Consider the following 16471-nt stretch of genomic DNA (forward strand, 5'->3'; position numbering starts at 1 on the left):
ATTGTATTTATATTCCTTTAATTCCACTTTAACCGATACAGTTTTCACCCAACATTTTGGACTGCATAGAGACTCCTCATCGTATAAAGAGCGTCTTTCTCCCTCACCTTATTATTCAAAAAATTCTCTTAAAAGTTCTGATGCAGTTCATTTTTATAATGAGATACTCACTCCAAACTTCCTGTATTCCTCCAAACTGGTGGATCTATACCTAACCCCTTTCCTAGAATCCAACTGGCTCACTCAATCCGGCTTTTTAAAACTAAAATGAACCAGTTCGATATCTAAAAATCTGTCCATATTTACTCTATTCTGCCTAGTCCACAGGATATGAGTAAAAAATTGATCTAAAAAAAGCGCCTCGAAAGGCGCTTTTTTATGTTTGAGTTTATCCTGAAGGATCAGGCATCAATGTCAGCATTCAAGGCATTTTCTTCAATGAAGGCACGACGTGGTTCTACATCATCGCCCATCAAGCAAGAGAACATACGGTCCGCCTCAATCGCATCTGTGACCGTCACTTGCAGCATGTTACGATTGTCTGGATCCATGGTCGTTTCCCACAACTGCTCTGCATTCATCTCGCCCAGACCTTTATAACGCTGGATCATCATGCCACGACGTGAGTCAGCCAGGATGTTTTGCCACACTTGATGGAAGCTTGAAACAGGGATTTTACGCTCGCCTTTTTGTAGGTAAGCCCCTTCTTCAAGCAAGGTGAACCAACTCTTCGAGTTTTTCAACAAACGTGCGTATTCACTTGAACCCAACAAGTTTGCATCCAGCAAATAAGAATGCGGTAAGTTATGAATATAAATCGTGATACGTGGTAAATAGGTATTTGATTTATTACCTTCAGCATCTTCTTTTTCAAAGGTTTCAATGCTGAGTTCAGGCCGCAAACTTGGTTGCATGTTTTCAACATGGTCACGCATTTGCTTAGCCCAAGTTTCTACATAATCCAAATCATTGGCTTGATCAAGTTTGAACGCATCAAGAGCAAGCAAGCCATCAAGTACCGTTGCAGGATAGCGTACAGTTAAACGCGCCAAACTCTTTTGCGAGGTTTGATAATCTGCAATGACTTGTGCCAAAGCTTCACCACGAATCGCGGGAGCCTCTGCGCTAATATGCAGTTCCAGCTCATCAATCGCATTGGAGATCAGGTAAGTTTCCAGTGCATCATTGTCCTTGATGTACTGTTCCTGCTTGCCTTTTTTCAGCTTGTACAATGGTGGCTGCGCGATATAGATATGACCCCGCTCGACCAGTTCCGGCATTTGACGGAAGAAGAAGGTCAAGAGCAGCGTACGGATGTGCGAACCATCCACATCAGCATCGGTCATGATGATGATTTTGTGATAACGCAGCTTGTCCGGATTATATTCTTCACGGCCAATACCACAGCCGAGCGCAGTAATGAGAGTACCCACTTCAGCAGAAGAAATCATCCGGTCAAAACGGGCACGCTCTACGTTCAAAATCTTACCTTTCAACGGTAAAATCGCCTGCATCTTACGGTTACGGCCCTGCTTGGCTGAACCACCTGCAGAGTCACCCTCGACCAGATATAGTTCCGACAGTGCCGGATCTTTTTCCTGACAATCGGCCAGTTTACCTGGAAGACCGGCAATATCCAGCGCACTCTTACGACGTGTCATTTCACGCGCTTTACGTGCTGCATCACGGGCACGCGCTGCATCAATAATCTTGCCGGCAATAGCTTTCGCTGCTTGCGGATTTTCCAGCAAGTACTCAGAGAATGACTTATTCATGGCCTGTTCAACCGCAGTCTTCACTTCACTTGACACCAGTTTTTCTTTGGTTTGTGAAGAGAATTTTGGATCAGGTACTTTGACTGACACGATGGCAGTCAGGCCTTCACGCGCATCATCACCCGAGACTACCACTTTTTCCTTTTTCAGGATATTTTCGCTGTCCATGTAGTTATTTAAACCACGGGTCAAAGCAGCACGGAAACCAGCCAGATGTGTACCGCCATCCTTTTGCGGGATGTTATTGGTAAAGCAGCGCACGTTTTCCTGATAAGAATCATTCCACTGCAACGCCACTTCCACACCAATGCCATTTTCAGCCTGTGTGGTGAAATGGAAGATATCATTCAGGTGCGTTTTGCCTTCGTTAATATATTTAACGAATTCGGACAGGCCACCCTCATAGTCATAAACATTTTCAAGATTCACGCGCTCATCGCGAAGCACAATGCGTACGCCAGCATTCAGGAAGGACAGTTCACGCAAACGACGCGCTAAAATATCAACATTGAAAATGGTCTGGCTAAAGGTTTCTGCACTTGGCCAGAAACGAACGGTAGTACCCGATTGATCTGTTGTGCCTGTTTCGCGTAATTTATAAACAGGATCACCATGACGGTATTCTTGTTCATAGGTTTTTCCGGCACGGCTGATATTCAGTAGTAATTTTTCAGACAGTGCGTTGACTACGGAAACACCCACACCATGCAGACCGCCAGAGACCTTATAACTGTTATCGTCGAACTTACCACCGGCATGCAGAATCGTTAAAATTACTTCTGCTGCAGACACACCTTCTTCAGGGTGAATATCGGTCGGAATACCACGGCCATTATCAGAAACTGAAACCGATTCATCTTCATGGATGGTGACTATAATTTCATCACAGTGGCCCGCCAAGGCTTCGTCAATCGAGTTGTCGACTACTTCGAACACCATGTGGTGCAGGCCCGTACCATCGTCTGTGTCACCAATATACATGCCCGGACGCTTACGGACTGCGTCTAAACCACGTAATACCTTGATGCTAGAGGAATCATAAGCCTTTTCAATGGTTTGTTCTGTTTGAGAAGCAGCTTGATCTTCTGAACTCATGGTTTCTCCCTAGTGAAAAATAGGTCTATCCAAAGATGGGTAAAACTCAAAAAATATTATTGCACAACTTGAACAGTACCGTTTTCAACACTGAATAACTGATATGAGATAGACAAATCATGTAAGTGCTTCTGTACTGCTTCATGGTCTAAGGTGGTAATAAAAACTTGACTACCAAGTTGGCTCAATCGCTCAATTAAACGTTGTTGTGCGGTTAAATCTAATTCTGCTGTCACATCATCTAATAATACCACAGTTTCCTTATTACAAGAATGTAGCATTGTGATTTGCGACAGTTTTAATGCGATCATCAGCAGCTTTTTCTGCCCGCGCGACAGGATTACATCTGCGTCCCCCATCGGGGTCTTTAAACGCAAATCTGCGCGATGTGGACCATATTCGGTATAGCGTCGCTCGCAGTCTTTTTCATGATGATTGGTCAGGTCATTCAACAGACCGCTTTCACTATGGAAGCCTGGACTGTATTCCAGACTGACCTGTACGTCAGGTAACAACTGTTTCAGATCATCTTCAAAAAATGGCTTCCATTGTTCTACGATCCCGACACGCTGCGAATGCAGGATTTCTCCATATTCACTCAGCATCTGGTTCCACGGTTCCAGATCGGAAAGACTGAGAAAGCGTTTGCTTTTGAGCAGGCTGTTCCGCTGTTTCAGTGCACGTGAATAATATTGCCAGGCATGATAAAATTCCGGTTCCACGTGGAACATCAACCAGTCCAGCAATTGACGCCGTGGTTTGGCACCATGATCAATAATATCGGTACTTTGCGGATCAATCAGCTGCAAGGGTAGCAGTTTGGCCAGCTGACCCTGAGTCGCGACCAGATCACCATTGACCTTAATCAACTGCTCCCCGCCAGCCATTTTTTGCATGCCTATTTTTTCAGTCGCGGACTGTGCAAACACAATCGCATCCTGTGCGCCATGCTGGATATAATTTTTGGGAATATGGGTACGGAAGGAACGTCCGGCAGCCAGTAAATGAATCGCCTCTAAAATCGAGGTTTTACCTGAACCATTTTGGCCATAAAAAACATTAAACGGCTGCAATCCGTGGAGAGCAACCGTCTTTAAATTCCGTACACGCTCAATATGTAAACGCGTAATATGCATAGCTTATCTGAGTATCAAAAAGCCGCGGCTTAAACACGCATCGGCATGACAACATAGACTTGATCTGTATGTGCCGGGTCCTGTACCAAGACAGACTGGTTCGCTTCAGTCATGGTCATCGACACATCATCGCCATCCAGCACCCCGAGCACTTCAATCAGATACTGCGCATTAAATGACATTTCTAGCGGGGAATCTGAATATTGAATTGCCAGGTCTTCAATTGCTTCATCCTGCTCCGGGTTATTGGCGCGAAGCTGCAAGGAATCGGCATTGAAGTTCAGAAACACACCGCGAAGTTTTTCATTACTTAAAATCGCCACACGTTGCAAAGACTGCTTGAACACGTCATGTGCGATCATCACCACTTTGTCGCCACCACGTGGAATTACACGGCGGTAGTCCGGGAACTTACCATCAATCAGTTTAGTCGTGAAACGTACGGTAATATCCGCCTGTTCCTTGTCACGGCTTGGCATGGTAATGGTCACATTGAGCAGTTCACGGCCAATCAATAAAGATAATTGCTCATCTTCAACGCTCAGCAGACGCTGTAATTCTGCAACGGCTTTACGTGGCACAATCGCCTGAATCGGCTGGGTTGCTGTAGATTGTGCTGTCGTTTCACACAGTGCCAGACGGTGACCATCGGTAGTCACTGCACGAAGCTGATTGGCATCAATTTCCAGCAAGGTACCGGTCAGGTAAAAACGCACATCCTGAACCGCCATGGCAAAAGCAGTTTTTTCAAACAGGCGTTTCAGTTCACGCTGTGTCACTGTCACTTGCGTGCCTTGCGTGTTTTCAGTATTTAGTAATGGATAATCATCAGCAGGCAAGGTACCCAGTACAAAACGGCTGTTACCTGATTTAAGAATGCAGCGCTGGTCTTCAGTAATATGCAAATCGATCAATGCCGCTGAAGGAAGTGACTTACAGATATCAATCAGTTTACGTGCAGGAACTGTGGTCTCACCTTCCTGCAGACAGGCACCTTCAGCCAGCGCCGTACTCGCCACCAGCTCAACCTCCAGATCCGAACCGGTTACGGTCAATGCTTGTGCGGTCACCTGAATTTTCAGATTAGACAGGATATTCAAGGTATGGCGACGTTCAACCGCTCCTACGACATGTGAGAGAACATTCAGTAAGCTTTCTTTCGCGATTTTTAAACGCACGGTGCATTCCTCTAAAGCTGAAGATTAATATAGAAAAAGTGATTTTTTGACGGTTTACTATGCGGCAAAAGCAGCCGCATAGCAAGAATAGAATTTGAGCGTTTTCGGTCAACTTTGCAACAGACGTTGCAGGTTTTTATAGTCTTCGTTAAAGATCGGATCTTCTTCGCGCAGGCTCTGTACTTTCTCGCAGGCATGCATCACGGTACTGTGATCACGCCCCCCAAAAGCCATGCCAATTTCCGGAAAACTGTCGCCGGTGAGTTCACGGGCCAAGCCCATCGCCAGCTGACGGGGGCGGGCATAAATCCGGGTACGTTTTGGACCAACAATCTCTTTTAACGGAATACGGAAATATTCACTGACCACACGCTGAATGTTTTCAGTACTGATGGTACGCGCTCGAATCGCCAGCACATCTTTCAAAGATTCACGCACTACATCCAGATCAATCGGCGTGCCTTTGAAACGTGAAATCGCCACCACTTTATTCAGCGCACCTTCAAGCTCACGTACATTGGCCACGACCTGTTGGGCAATAAACAGCGCACAGTTACGTGGTAAATCCACTCCGGTGTTTTCTGCTTTTTTCAGCAAAATTTCAATCCGGGTTTCAATATCCGGTGGTTCAACACCTACCGATAAGCCCCAGGAAAAACGTGAAACCAGACGTGGATCCAGTTCGGTCAGCTCTTTAGGATAACGATCCGAGGTCAGGATAATCTGCTTGGACTCGTCCAGCAGTGCGTTAAAAGTATAGAAAAACTCCACCAGACTGGCTTCTTTACCCGCCAGCAGATGGATATCATCAACCAGTAACAGATCCAGAGAGCGGCAGTTCTTTTTAAACTCTTCAACCTTGCCCTGCTGCAAAGAGCTGACAAAATCCTGCACAAAACTTTCTGCTGTCATGTACATGACCCGGGCATTCGGTTTGGCCTGCAACAGTGCATTGCCGACTGCCTGCATCAAATGGGTTTTACCCAGACCGGTCGGACCATATAAAAATAAGGGGTTATGCTGGGAAGCACCCAGCTGGGTCAGTACCTTACGACAGGTTTCTGCTGCCATCTGGTTAGAACGACCTTCCACAAACAGCGAAAAGGTGAATAAGGGGTTCAACTGACGTTTACGGCTATTTTTGCCTGAATCTTCTTTTTCTTTCTTGGGACGCGGGGATGGCGCGACAACAGGTGCAGATTCTAGCGCAGCAGTCGTGGTGGCCGGCTGTTCACTCGCAGACAAGATTGCCCCCGGGCGAGAATCTACCAGAATTTCAACTTTACGCACACGACCTTCAGACAGCTGTTCTGCCAGAATTGAAATCAGTTCCAGATGATGTTCCTGAATGTAGCGCGTCCAGTAGGGATTCGGTGCATAAAGACGCAAGGTATCCTCCAGCTCTTCTGCAACCAATGGCCGAATCCACATGGTAAAGACATTTCCAGAGAGCTCTTGTCGCAGGCGATTTAAGCAGTCCGTCCAAAGCATGTGAATCCCCTATTCATTCCATTGTTCATTCGAAAAAAAGCTGCCCGCGACCAAAAGCGGGTCGCCATTCTAACCAAGTTATCCACATCTGTCATGGCAATTTCCACAAAAATTGTGCAAAAAGAAATCAAGGTGCATAAATTTAAATTTAAAACCCGGTGTGGATAAGTTTATCCGCAAGCTGTGGATAAAATATATCACAAAGTTATCCACAAAGTATAAAATTAATAACAACAGTTTTATCCACAACATAAATCAATGTTTATATAAATAAAAAATAGCTTATCCATAGAAAAAGTGCTCCCTAATAGTAATAAATTTAAATTTATAAATTTGAATTTACTTATAAGATCGCGAGTTTTTGTGGATAACTCATAAAGCATTAAATTTAAATTCAAAACTCGAAGTTCAAATTTAAACTCTGGATAACATGTGGATAACTTTGTTGATAGAGTTGTTTATAACTTATATTTATTTAAATAACAATAACTTGATTTGTGGTTAACTCAAATCGAGATAGTGTTATCCAGTTCTGCATAAAAAATACACCTTCTCTCTTTTTTGCTCTTATTTGAAAAGAAAAGTGCTTTTGCATTGACAGCTCAAGCAATGAGCACTAAAATCGCGGACCTTCACAGAAAGATCATTTTTTGGAGTTTCAATATGAAACGTACATTCCAACCGTCTGAATTAAAGCGTAAGCGTGTTCATGGTTTCCGTGCTCGTATGGCTACTAAAGCTGGTCGTCAAGTATTAGCTCGCCGTCGTGCAAAAGGTCGTCATAGCTTAACTGTTTAATCAGTTACGCTAAGACGATTTTGGGTGTTATGACAAAACTTTATAGTTTTGGCACAGAGTTGCGATTACGCTGTGCTGCCGATTATAAAGGTGTCTTTGATGGTGCGCTTTTTAAAGTGCATCAACCCCATTTCTTATTTCTTGCAAAACATTCCGAACTGCCAAATAGCCGTTTGGGTTTAGTTGTTGCCAAGAAGAAAGTGCGACGCGCACACGAAAGAAATAGAGTAAAACGACTTGCTCGCGAAAGTTTTCGCCTGCATCAACAGCAATTAGATGACTTAGATATTGTAATCATGCCGAAAATTGGTATTGAGACAGTACCTAATGCAGAATTGCACCAGCAATTACAATTTGCCTGGCAAAAACTTAACCGTCTTGCCAAAAAGCATTCAAAAATAGCCCCCTTCCCACAAAAGTAGAGTTGGCCAATGGTACGTTTACTGCATTGGTTGATCCGTTTCTATCAGATTGCGATTAGTCCTCTTCTTGGACCGCGCTGTCGTTATATTCCAACTTGTTCTCAATATTCCTTGGAAGCAGTCCAGATGCATGGCGCTGGGCGTGGAGTGTGGCTGGCTACTAAACGTATTTGCCGTTGTCATCCGTGGGGGGGCTCGGGATATGATCCTGTTCCCTCAAAAGCGATTCGTTTTATTTCATTTCAGCAAATAGATTCTCAAACGCTTCACGTTGCTGTACCCTTTCGTGATCGTTTATTGAACCAAAATCACTCTCACCACTTGGGGTAATACATATGCAACAATGGGCCAGGATTGCAATTCTCGGAGCCATGTTTGTTGTCGCATATTTGCTCATTTTGGCGTGGCAAAAAGATTATGGAAATGCTGAAACAAAACCGCAGCAGGAAACTGCTGTTGTTTCGCATGACGTATCTGCAGATTTGCCAAATGGTCAGACGGCTACAGTTGCCTCTGATCTGCCACAAGCAAATGTGCCGGCGCAGCAAGCCACGGATGCCACAGCACCTGTAAGTCAGCAGCTTATTTCAGTACAAACTGACCTTTATCATCTTTGGATTAATCCCAAGGGTGGTGATATTGTTCGTGTTGAATTACTCAATCATGACAAGAACAAAGACAGCGATGAACCTTTCGTCATGCTGGAAAGCGATGCGAAACGGACCTATGTCGCCCAGTCTGGCCTGATCGGTCTGAATGGACCGGACAGCAGCCGTAACGGCCGTCCAACCTATGAAATGGAAAAAACCACTTATACTCTGGCAGATGCAAAGACAGTCAAGAGCAAAGACGGTAAAAACCTGAAAGTCTTGTCTGTACCGCTGGTGTTTAAAACCGCTGATGGTGTCGAGATCATCAAGACCTTCAATTTCACTGAAGGTGAATATCCGGTCGTGGTAAACCATAAAGTGGTTAACCGCAGTGGCCAGACCTGGCAAGGTCAGATGTTCGGTCAGATCAAACGGGATAACTCGGAAGATCCGGGTAAATCCGATCAGGGTATCTTCACGCTGGGAACATTCCTGGGCGGTGCATGGGGTACTCCGGACGAGCAGTATAACAAACTTAAATTCGACAACTTTGTTGAAGAGAAAGTCAGTACTGAAGCCAAAGGCGGCTGGGTGGCAATGGTGCAGCATTACTTTGTGAGTGCATGGGTACCAGGTCATCTGAAGTTGACTCAAGGCGATGGTGAAGCCTATAGCGCCAAGCTTGAATCACGCAAATCAACCGATAACATGAACATCATCGGTTTTACTTCACCGACTTTCAATGTGCCTGCAGGTACCGTGGCTGAAGTAGATGCGACTTTCTATTCAGGTCCAAAAATCCAGTCAGAACTGAAAGATTTGGCTCCAGGTTTAAACCAGACCGTTGATTATGGCTGGTTATGGCCAATTGCAAAATTGCTGTTCGTGGGTCTTGAATTCTTCCATGGCTTGGTAGGTAACTGGGGGTGGGCAATTATTCTGTTGACCGTTCTGGTGAAACTGATCCTGTGGCCATTGTCGTCGAAGAGCTATCGCTCGATGGCGAAAATGCGCTTGATTGCCCCGGAAATGCAGCGCATGAAAGAAGAATTCGGTGAAGACCGGATGCGCTTCTCTCAAGAAATGATGGCATTGTACAAACGTGAACAGGTCAATCCGCTTGCGGGCTGTTTACCGCTATTATTGCAAATGCCAATCTTCCTGGCCTTGTACTGGGTATTGATGGAATCGGTTGAACTGCGTCATGCCCCATGGATTCTGTGGATTCAGGATTTATCTTCAATGGATCCTTGGTTCATCCTGCCATTGCTGATGGGCTTGACCATGTATATCCAGCAGTCGTTAAATCCGCAGCCGACCGATCCAATGCAGGCGAAAGTCTTCAAGTTTATGCCGATTATCTTTACGGTATTCTTGTTATTCTTCCCGGCAGGCTTGGTTTTATACTGGATCGTCAACAACTTGATCACGATTCTGCAACAAACTTTGATTAACAAGTCTGTTGCCAAAGATCGTGCTAAACGTGATGAGGCCACTCCAGTCAACTAAGTTGTACGGATAGGCTGAATAAATCCGCTTAAGATGGTAATCTTAGGCGGATTTTTTTTGGCTGTACTTTTGAGTCTTTGCAGGTGAATTTTATGCTCAACCGAACCACAACTATTGCTGCGATTGCAACTCCACCAGGACGTGGCGGCGTTGGGGTGATTCGCCTGTCTGGTCCAAAATCCTATGAGATTGCCCAGCAACTGACCCAAAAAGCGCTGCCTAAAGCGCGTTTTGCCGGTTTCCGCCAGTTCTATGATGCAGCCGGTGAGGTCATGGATGAAGGACTGGTCATCTGTTTTCCGAATCCAAACTCATTTACCGGTGAAGATGTGGTGGAACTGCAAGGTCATGGCGGGCCGGTAATTCAGAATGCCCTGCTCGGCCGTTTGCTTGAGCTGGGCGCTACTGCGGCCAAAGCGGGTGAGTTTTCCATGCGTGCTTTTGAGAATGGCAAGCTGGATCTGGTGCAGGCCGAGGCGATTGCCGACCTGATTGATGCAAGCTCGCAAGCAGCCGCCCGTTCTGCGGTACGTTCTTTGCAAGGCGCGTTTTCGACCAAAGTCAATGCAGTGCTTGAGCAGCTGATTCACCTGCGTTTGCATGTGGAAGCCGCGATTGATTTCCCGGAAGAAGAAATTGATTTTCTGGCGGATGGCAAGATTTTAAATCTGCTGGATGGCGTATCCAGTGCAGTCACTCAAGTACAGCAATCTGCACGTCAAGGTCAGTTATTACGTGAAGGCTTGCAAGTCGTAATTGCAGGTAAACCGAATGCCGGTAAATCCTCTCTGCTGAATGCGCTGGCCGGAATTGAACGTGCGATTGTGACCGATATTGCCGGTACCACACGTGATGTCTTGCATGAAAAAATTACCTTAAATGGTCTGCCAATTACCCTCACCGATACCGCAGGTTTGCGTGAAACCGGCGATATTGTTGAAAAAGAAGGAATCCGCCGCGCGATTAAAGAAATTGAACAGGCTGATTTATTACTACTGGTCTATGATTTAAGCCAGGGGGAAGATCCGCTGCAACTTGCTCAGGAATATTTTGCCGAATATATCGAACCGAAACGTTTGATGCTGATTGGCAATAAATGCGACCTGACCGGTACTAAAGCCAAGATTGGGGATTTAAATGGCTTTCGCCATATCACCGTCTCCGCCAAACAGGAAACCGGCGTTCAGGCGCTCATAGAAGCGATTACAGCGCATGCAGGCTTCCAGCCTGAGGAAGACACCTTTATTGCCCGTACCCGTCATTTAGACGCAATGAAGCGCACTCAAATGTACTTGGCTGAAGCGCGTGAACAGCTGGTGGTGTATAACGCGGGGGAACTGGTGGCAGAGTCCTTGCGTCTGGCACAAAATGCCTTGGGCGAAATCACGGGTGATTTTAGTGCCGATGATCTGCTGGGTAAGATCTTCGGATCGTTCTGTATTGGTAAATAATTATTTAAAAAATCCCTCAATTGAGGGATTTTTTTAGGCAGCTACAGGGGCTTTTTGATAAGTCCACCACAGTGCAGAACACAACAGACTGATCGCGATACAAAAGCTGATTACGGCGAAATCCAGCCCCCAGTGATCGGCCAGATAACCCACAGCAATAATGGGCACAATGGTGCCCAGATAGGCAATAAACAGATAGGTCGACATGACGGCTGCACGGTTGTTCATGCTGGTGATTTGGTGAATCATTGCAAAAGCCCCCATCAGGGCAAAACCATGGCCGATTCCAAAGCAAAGATCACTGATAAAAAAAAGCAGGCTGATTTTTGCGTACATACAGAGCGCCAGAATTATCATGCTTAAACCCATCATCATCAGGCCAATATTCAGACATTTTGAAGCTGCGACCGTTTTGGCCATCATCTGCACGATCACCGAGACCACCAGAATACTGGTAATGGCTAGGCCACTGACCAGAGGACCATGCCAAGGTAAAATATTGCGGACAAAGGAGGGGGACAGAGAAGCAAACAGGCTAAAGGCAGCAAAAGCACTAAAAGCCGTTACTGCAATAATCATAAACACCAGATGAAACTTTGCTTCAGGTCGTTGCAGTTTGGGTGCCATACTAAAGGGCTGCAGCTCAACCTTGGGCACCTTGATCCAGAACAGACCAAACAGACAGAACATAGCGCCCAGAATAACCGGTAAATATGGCATCACCAAAGGTGCAGCGGAAAACTGTGCAATCACTCCCCCGACCAGAGGTCCCAAACCAAACCCCATTGCGGTAATGATTGAAATCAGTTGCGGTGCTGTATGTTTATGGCTTTCTGGAATGGTATACAGCAAACCCATCATGGCAGAAGTAGTCATCAGGCCTGAGGCAATCCCAATAATAAAACGGCCAATCGATAGTATGAGTGCATTCTGGGCAAAGACCGAAACAATAAGTCCCAGTGTGATCAGTGCCAGACCAATTTGCAGGGTGCGTAAAAATCCGATGCTATTGCTGGTCCTGCCCAAAAATAACAGGGTCGAGAGACAGCCCAACATATAGGCAACAAAAATGTAGGTAATCTGACTGGGCAGTAAATGCCAGAGTTGCTGATAGATGGGATAAAGAGGGCTCGCCAAAGCTGTGCCAAGCGTTCCCATCATTAAAGCCAGGCTAACCATCAAGAACGGTCGCCAGCTGGTCGTTATTGTCATGAAAATGCCATTTTAGTATTCATCCTTGGCCAATCCATGTCAGGGCATAGCGAGGAATATAGAAAGTGTCTGCAGTTTAGAATGGATAGAGAAAAATGGTCAAGGCTGAATTGCCCAGATCTTTGGTGGAAATAATTTAAATCATAATTTAATAATAAAATACAAATACTTATTTGTTTTTATTCTGGTTTTGATGTGGTTGAATTAAATGTAATTCTTCTTTTTTGTTCCACGTGAAACATCACAAGAGGATTTAACCCAGAATGCGCAGTAACATAAATGCTTGAGAAATTTAAAAGAAGAGCGTTTAGAATCGAAGTACATTTTTATCTAATTCATGTAGAACATTCATGTTAAAAAAAATACTGATCATGAGTTTAAGTGCCTTCGTTTCAAGCTTTGCATTCGCCAATATTGATACGGTGAAAACGAATTTGGCCAAAAACAGTCCTAACTTAAAAATTGAAAATATTCAGACCACAGAAATGCAAGGCATTTATAGCGGCTCCATGCAGGGCCAGGTGGTTTATCTGAATGAAGATGCCAAGCATGTAATTGCCGGCCCGATGCTGCGGATTCAGGATCAGCATAATTTGACCCGCGATTTAATGCTAAAACAAAATAGTATCGACTGGAAAAAATTACCGCTTCAGGATGCACTGAAAAGTGTAAGAGGTACGGGTAAACGTCAGATTGCGATCTTTTCTGACCCAAATTGCCCGTATTGCAAAAAACTTGAACTAGAGCTGAAAAAACTCAATGATGTAACTATTTATACTTTTATCCTGCCATTAAAATCGCAATCTGTGGCTCCTTCAAAACAGGTGTACTGCGAGTCCAATCCAGCCCAGGCTTGGGAAGATTTGATTGCTAAAGGAATTCAGCCGGGTTCTAAAAAAGGCTGTACCAATCCGATTGAGCGTAATAACAAACTGGCGCAATCTTTAGGTGTGAATGGAACACCAGCGATTATATTTTCAAATGGTTTTAAGGTGATGGGTGCCTATCCGGCAGAACAGATTGAACAGATCTTTAAAGAATTCGAGCTATAATATCCAATCAAATGATCCGTTATGCAATATAAAAAAAGCACCTGATCAGGTGCTTTTTTTTATATGCCGGCAATTAAGCCTAGCCTAACCGAAATGGCAAATTGCTTTAGACGGTATGGCGTTTGTTGATCATATTATAAATAAACAGAATAATCACCGCACCAATCACCGAAGCGATCAGACCGGCAGCTGAGTCCGCAGAATACAAACCCAGCATACGGCCAGCAAAAGTTGCCAACAAGGAGCCTGCTATACCTAGCAAGGTCGTCATAATAAAACCTGCCTTATCGTTACCGGGATGAATGGCACGAGCAATCAGACCTGCTATAAAACCGATGACAATAGCCATAATAATTGTCCACATATGCATACTCCTTCTTGTCATATCTTTGTTTTACATCGTTCACTCATATTGAAATAAAGTCGGGTGGATAAAAAGTTGAATCCTGAAACGGGCTGTTGTGTTTTTGTTCCCTGTGTTACTGAAATTATTCAAGAAATAAAAAAAAGTGGCACAAGGCCACTTTCTAAACAGTGCTTATCGATTTAACCCAATCTTAAAGACCGATTTCACCAATAAAAGGAATATGACGGTATTTCTGATCATAATCCAGGCCATAACCGACAATAAACTTGTCTTCAACTTCAAAGCCCAAAAATTTCACCTCAAGTTCAATCTCGCGACGTGAAGGTTTGCTTACCAACGTACATAACTGAATAGAATTAGGTTTACGGGTCTGCAGGATTTCCAGTACTTTGCTCAAGGTATTGCCCGAGTCGATAATATCTTCAACGACCAGTACATCTTTACCATGAATTTCACCGTCCAGATCTTTCAGGATTTTAACATCGCGGCTTGATACCGTACCGCCCGCGTAGCTGGATACAGTCATGAAGTCGAGTTCATGCGGCTTGTTAATGGCACGACATAAGTCAGCCATAAAAATCACTGAACCGCGTAATAAACCGATGAGCACAAGTTCTTTGTCACTATTGGCATAGTGTGCATCGATTTGAGCACCAAGCTCTTTGACTTTAGCTTGAATTTCTTCAGCGGAAATCATTACGCTCATTTGAACGGTCATGGGTAGATACCTAAAAAGTAAAAATAGCAAAATAAAAAAGGTGTTGACCTGCAACACCTGAATTGCGGTAATTTTAATACATCCTTAGCTGAGATGCACCTGTTTTACCTGCGGTAAATGTAATCATTTTTTTGGCTGCCGGGAGTCTCGTTTCAGTGCAAAAGCACAGAGAGCAACGATTGCAGTCAAAATGATCCGGCGCTGACGCGGTTTATTGGGCTTTGACATAGACAGCTTGTCCAGCAACATAAGTAGCTGCAATATTACGGTCATCCCCCAGCATGGTCAGTGCAAAAAAGGTATCTTCAATATTCCTCGCCTTGCTCTGCCGCAGTGTTTGTAAGGCAGTCGCATTCAGATCCAGAACCACAAAGTCTGCCTCTTTGCCAATGTTGAAGTTACCCAGCCGGTCATCCAGACTTAAAGCTCTAGCACCACCTAAAGTGGCATGATACAGCGATTCAAAAGCTGATAGTTTTTCTCCCTGCAGCTGTTGAACTTTATACGCTTCATTCAGGGTTTGCAGCTGGTTAAAGGATGTTCCTGCTCCAATATCTGTACCTAAACCGACTTTAACTCCTTTACTCCAGGCTTTCTTCAGGGGAAATAAACCACTGCCAAGGAACAGGTTGGAGGTTGGACAGAAAGCAATCGCAGAGTCGGTCTGCTGCATACAGTCCCACTCCCCCTCTTCCAGATGTACGCAATGTGCGAAGATGGATTTGCTGCTGGTTAAACCATAATGATGGTAAACATCCAGATAACCTTCATGTTCTGGAAAGAGCTCTTTTACCCAGGCAATTTCGTTTTTATTTTCACTGAGATGGGTATGTACATACACGTCCGGATATTCACTTTTGAGCTGGCCGGCTTTTTGCAGTTGTTCAGGTGTTGAGGTCGGAGCAAAGCGCGGTGTGATGGCATACAGGTTTCGTCCTTTACCGTGCCATTTCTCGATCAGGGCTTTAGACTCAGAATAAGCCCTGTCTGCAGTGTCCATCAGGGCATCTGGCGCATGACGATCCATCAGAACTTTACCTGCAATCAGGCGCATATTGCGCGTGGTCGCCGCATTGAACAAAGCATCTACAGATTCAGGATGCACAGTACAAAAGACTAATGCCGTCGTAGTGCCATTTTTAAGCAATTCCTGCACGAAAAATTCGGCAATTTTTTCGCTATAGGATGAATCCTGGAACTGGATTTCAGTGGGAAAAGTATAGGTATTTAACCATTCCAGCAGCTGTTCACCATAAGCCCCGACCATTTCAGTTTGCGGGAAATGGATGTGGGTATCAATCATGCCGGGAATAATGAGCTGTTCAGGATAGTGGGTCACCGTTAGCCCTGCAGCAAGTTGATGCTGTCCTTCCTGCCAGGAGCCAAACCACTGGATTTTTCCATTTTTTATGATGAGTAAACCATCTTCTACATATCGCACTTGGTCGTGTATATCACGTGCTTGGGCAACTGTATTCTGAATGTCGAGGAAGCGACCACGGATCGCTGTCGTTGCAATTACAGAAGACATTTTAAACCTACGCTTTTTGATTTTTTCGATTGATTGTAGCTGAAAAAATTGCCATGTTTGTATGAACATTCATATTTAAATAGTGATCCCGATTCTTCTATGACCCCATCCAATGATCATAATCAATTGCAATAGATCGTGCGTGC

The 16471-nt window shown here is 44.7% G+C and carries 14 protein-coding genes; 6 read left to right on the forward strand and 8 right to left on the reverse strand.

Annotated elements, in window-relative coordinates:
• Window positions 1–401 precede the first annotated feature (401 nt).
• From gyrB to dnaA, 4 genes are all read right to left on the reverse strand, one after another.
• Window positions 402–2870 (reverse strand): DNA topoisomerase (ATP-hydrolyzing) subunit B, encoded by a 2469-nt coding sequence (gene gyrB / locus VXP95_RS12140; RefSeq protein ID WP_064095257.1) that lies wholly within the window; start codon window positions 2868–2870, stop codon window positions 402–404.
• A 56-nt stretch (window positions 2871–2926) separates the two neighbouring features.
• Window positions 2927–4006: a DNA replication/repair protein RecF gene (recF, locus tag VXP95_RS12145; RefSeq protein WP_416682153.1), complete on the reverse strand. Its 1080-nt coding sequence runs from the start codon at window positions 4004–4006 to the stop codon at window positions 2927–2929.
• A 29-nt stretch (window positions 4007–4035) separates the two neighbouring features.
• Window positions 4036–5184: a DNA polymerase III subunit beta gene (gene dnaN, locus VXP95_RS12150; RefSeq protein ID WP_064095259.1), complete on the reverse strand. Its 1149-nt coding sequence runs from the start codon at window positions 5182–5184 to the stop codon at window positions 4036–4038.
• A 108-nt stretch (window positions 5185–5292) separates the two neighbouring features.
• Window positions 5293–6675, reverse strand: a complete 1383-nt coding sequence (gene dnaA / locus VXP95_RS12155; protein ID WP_064101908.1) for a chromosomal replication initiator protein DnaA — start codon at window positions 6673–6675, stop codon at window positions 5293–5295.
• Window positions 6676–7338: 663 nt separating this feature from the next.
• On the opposite strand from dnaA, the gene rpmH reads away from it, so the two are divergent.
• The 5 genes from rpmH (at window position 7339) to mnmE (ending at window position 11445) form a co-directional block, all read left to right on the forward strand.
• Window positions 7339–7473 (forward strand): 50S ribosomal protein L34, encoded by a 135-nt coding sequence (gene rpmH / locus VXP95_RS12160; protein WP_000831329.1) that lies wholly within the window; start codon window positions 7339–7341, stop codon window positions 7471–7473.
• Window positions 7474–7502: 29 nt separating this feature from the next.
• Complete coding sequence (rnpA, locus tag VXP95_RS12165) at window positions 7503–7895, forward strand: ribonuclease P protein component (protein WP_416682150.1); 393 nt, start codon at window positions 7503–7505, stop codon at window positions 7893–7895.
• Between the two features lie 9 nt (window positions 7896–7904).
• Window positions 7905–8225, forward strand: coding sequence for a membrane protein insertion efficiency factor YidD (gene yidD, locus VXP95_RS12170; RefSeq protein WP_004281931.1), 321 nt, complete (start codon window positions 7905–7907; stop codon window positions 8223–8225).
• Between the two features lie 5 nt (window positions 8226–8230).
• Complete coding sequence (yidC, locus tag VXP95_RS12175; protein ID WP_416712114.1) at window positions 8231–9994, forward strand: membrane protein insertase YidC; 1764 nt, start codon at window positions 8231–8233, stop codon at window positions 9992–9994.
• Between the two features lie 92 nt (window positions 9995–10086).
• Window positions 10087–11445 carry a tRNA uridine-5-carboxymethylaminomethyl(34) synthesis GTPase MnmE gene (gene mnmE, locus VXP95_RS12180; RefSeq protein WP_416682149.1) on the forward strand — a complete coding sequence of 453 codons (1359 nt, stop codon included), beginning with the start codon at window positions 10087–10089 and terminating at the stop codon, window positions 11443–11445.
• 33 nt (window positions 11446–11478) lie between these two features.
• Here mnmE and VXP95_RS12185 read toward each other — a convergent pair whose 3' ends face one another.
• On the reverse strand, window positions 11479–12624 hold the full coding sequence (locus VXP95_RS12185) for an MFS transporter (RefSeq protein WP_064095264.1): 1146 nt from the start codon (window positions 12622–12624) through the stop codon (window positions 11479–11481).
• Between the two features lie 383 nt (window positions 12625–13007).
• On the opposite strand from VXP95_RS12185, the gene VXP95_RS12190 reads away from it, so the two are divergent.
• On the forward strand, window positions 13008–13709 hold the full coding sequence (locus VXP95_RS12190; RefSeq protein ID WP_144724928.1) for a DsbC family protein: 702 nt from the start codon (window positions 13008–13010) through the stop codon (window positions 13707–13709).
• 106 nt (window positions 13710–13815) lie between these two features.
• On the opposite strand, the gene VXP95_RS12195 is transcribed toward VXP95_RS12190, so the two are convergent.
• From VXP95_RS12195 to guaD, 3 genes are all read right to left on the reverse strand, one after another.
• Entirely contained in the window at window positions 13816–14073 is a 258-nt protein-coding gene (locus VXP95_RS12195) for a GlsB/YeaQ/YmgE family stress response membrane protein (RefSeq protein WP_144724926.1), read from the reverse strand.
• Between the two features lie 193 nt (window positions 14074–14266).
• Window positions 14267–14794 (reverse strand): hypoxanthine phosphoribosyltransferase, encoded by a 528-nt coding sequence (hpt, locus tag VXP95_RS12200; protein ID WP_064095267.1) that lies wholly within the window; start codon window positions 14792–14794, stop codon window positions 14267–14269.
• Between the two features lie 211 nt (window positions 14795–15005).
• Entirely contained in the window at window positions 15006–16325 is a 1320-nt protein-coding gene (guaD, locus tag VXP95_RS12205) for a guanine deaminase (protein ID WP_416712115.1), read from the reverse strand.
• Window positions 16326–16471: the final 146 nt, after the last annotated feature.

Source organism: Acinetobacter sp. 226 (genome assembly GCF_048147925.1).
In the GTDB taxonomy this organism is placed as follows: domain Bacteria; phylum Pseudomonadota; class Gammaproteobacteria; order Pseudomonadales; family Moraxellaceae; genus Acinetobacter; species Acinetobacter pecorum.

Coding starts and splice junctions, on each gene's coding strand:
- yidD (WP_004281931.1), top strand. CDS start 7,905: ATGGTACGTTTACTGCATTGGTTGATCCGTTTCTATCAGATTGCGATT.
- rnpA (WP_416682150.1), top strand. CDS start 7,503: ATGACAAAACTTTATAGTTTTGGCACAGAGTTGCGATTACGCTGTGCT.
- VXP95_RS12185 (WP_064095264.1), bottom strand. CDS start 12,624: ATGGTTAGCCTGGCTTTAATGATGGGAACGCTTGGCACAGCTTTGGCG.
- VXP95_RS12190 (WP_144724928.1), top strand. CDS start 13,008: ATGTTAAAAAAAATACTGATCATGAGTTTAAGTGCCTTCGTTTCAAGC.
- mnmE (WP_416682149.1), top strand. CDS start 10,087: ATGCTCAACCGAACCACAACTATTGCTGCGATTGCAACTCCACCAGGA.
- gyrB (WP_064095257.1), bottom strand. CDS start 2,870: ATGAGTTCAGAAGATCAAGCTGCTTCTCAAACAGAACAAACCATTGAA.
- rpmH (WP_000831329.1), top strand. CDS start 7,339: ATGAAACGTACATTCCAACCGTCTGAATTAAAGCGTAAGCGTGTTCAT.
- guaD (WP_416712115.1), bottom strand. CDS start 16,325: ATGTCTTCTGTAATTGCAACGACAGCGATCCGTGGTCGCTTCCTCGAC.
- hpt (WP_064095267.1), bottom strand. CDS start 14,794: ATGACCGTTCAAATGAGCGTAATGATTTCCGCTGAAGAAATTCAAGCT.
- VXP95_RS12195 (WP_144724926.1), bottom strand. CDS start 14,073: ATGTGGACAATTATTATGGCTATTGTCATCGGTTTTATAGCAGGTCTG.
- yidC (WP_416712114.1), top strand. CDS start 8,231: ATGCAACAATGGGCCAGGATTGCAATTCTCGGAGCCATGTTTGTTGTC.
- recF (WP_416682153.1), bottom strand. CDS start 4,006: ATGCATATTACGCGTTTACATATTGAGCGTGTACGGAATTTAAAGACG.
- dnaA (WP_064101908.1), bottom strand. CDS start 6,675: ATGCTTTGGACGGACTGCTTAAATCGCCTGCGACAAGAGCTCTCTGGA.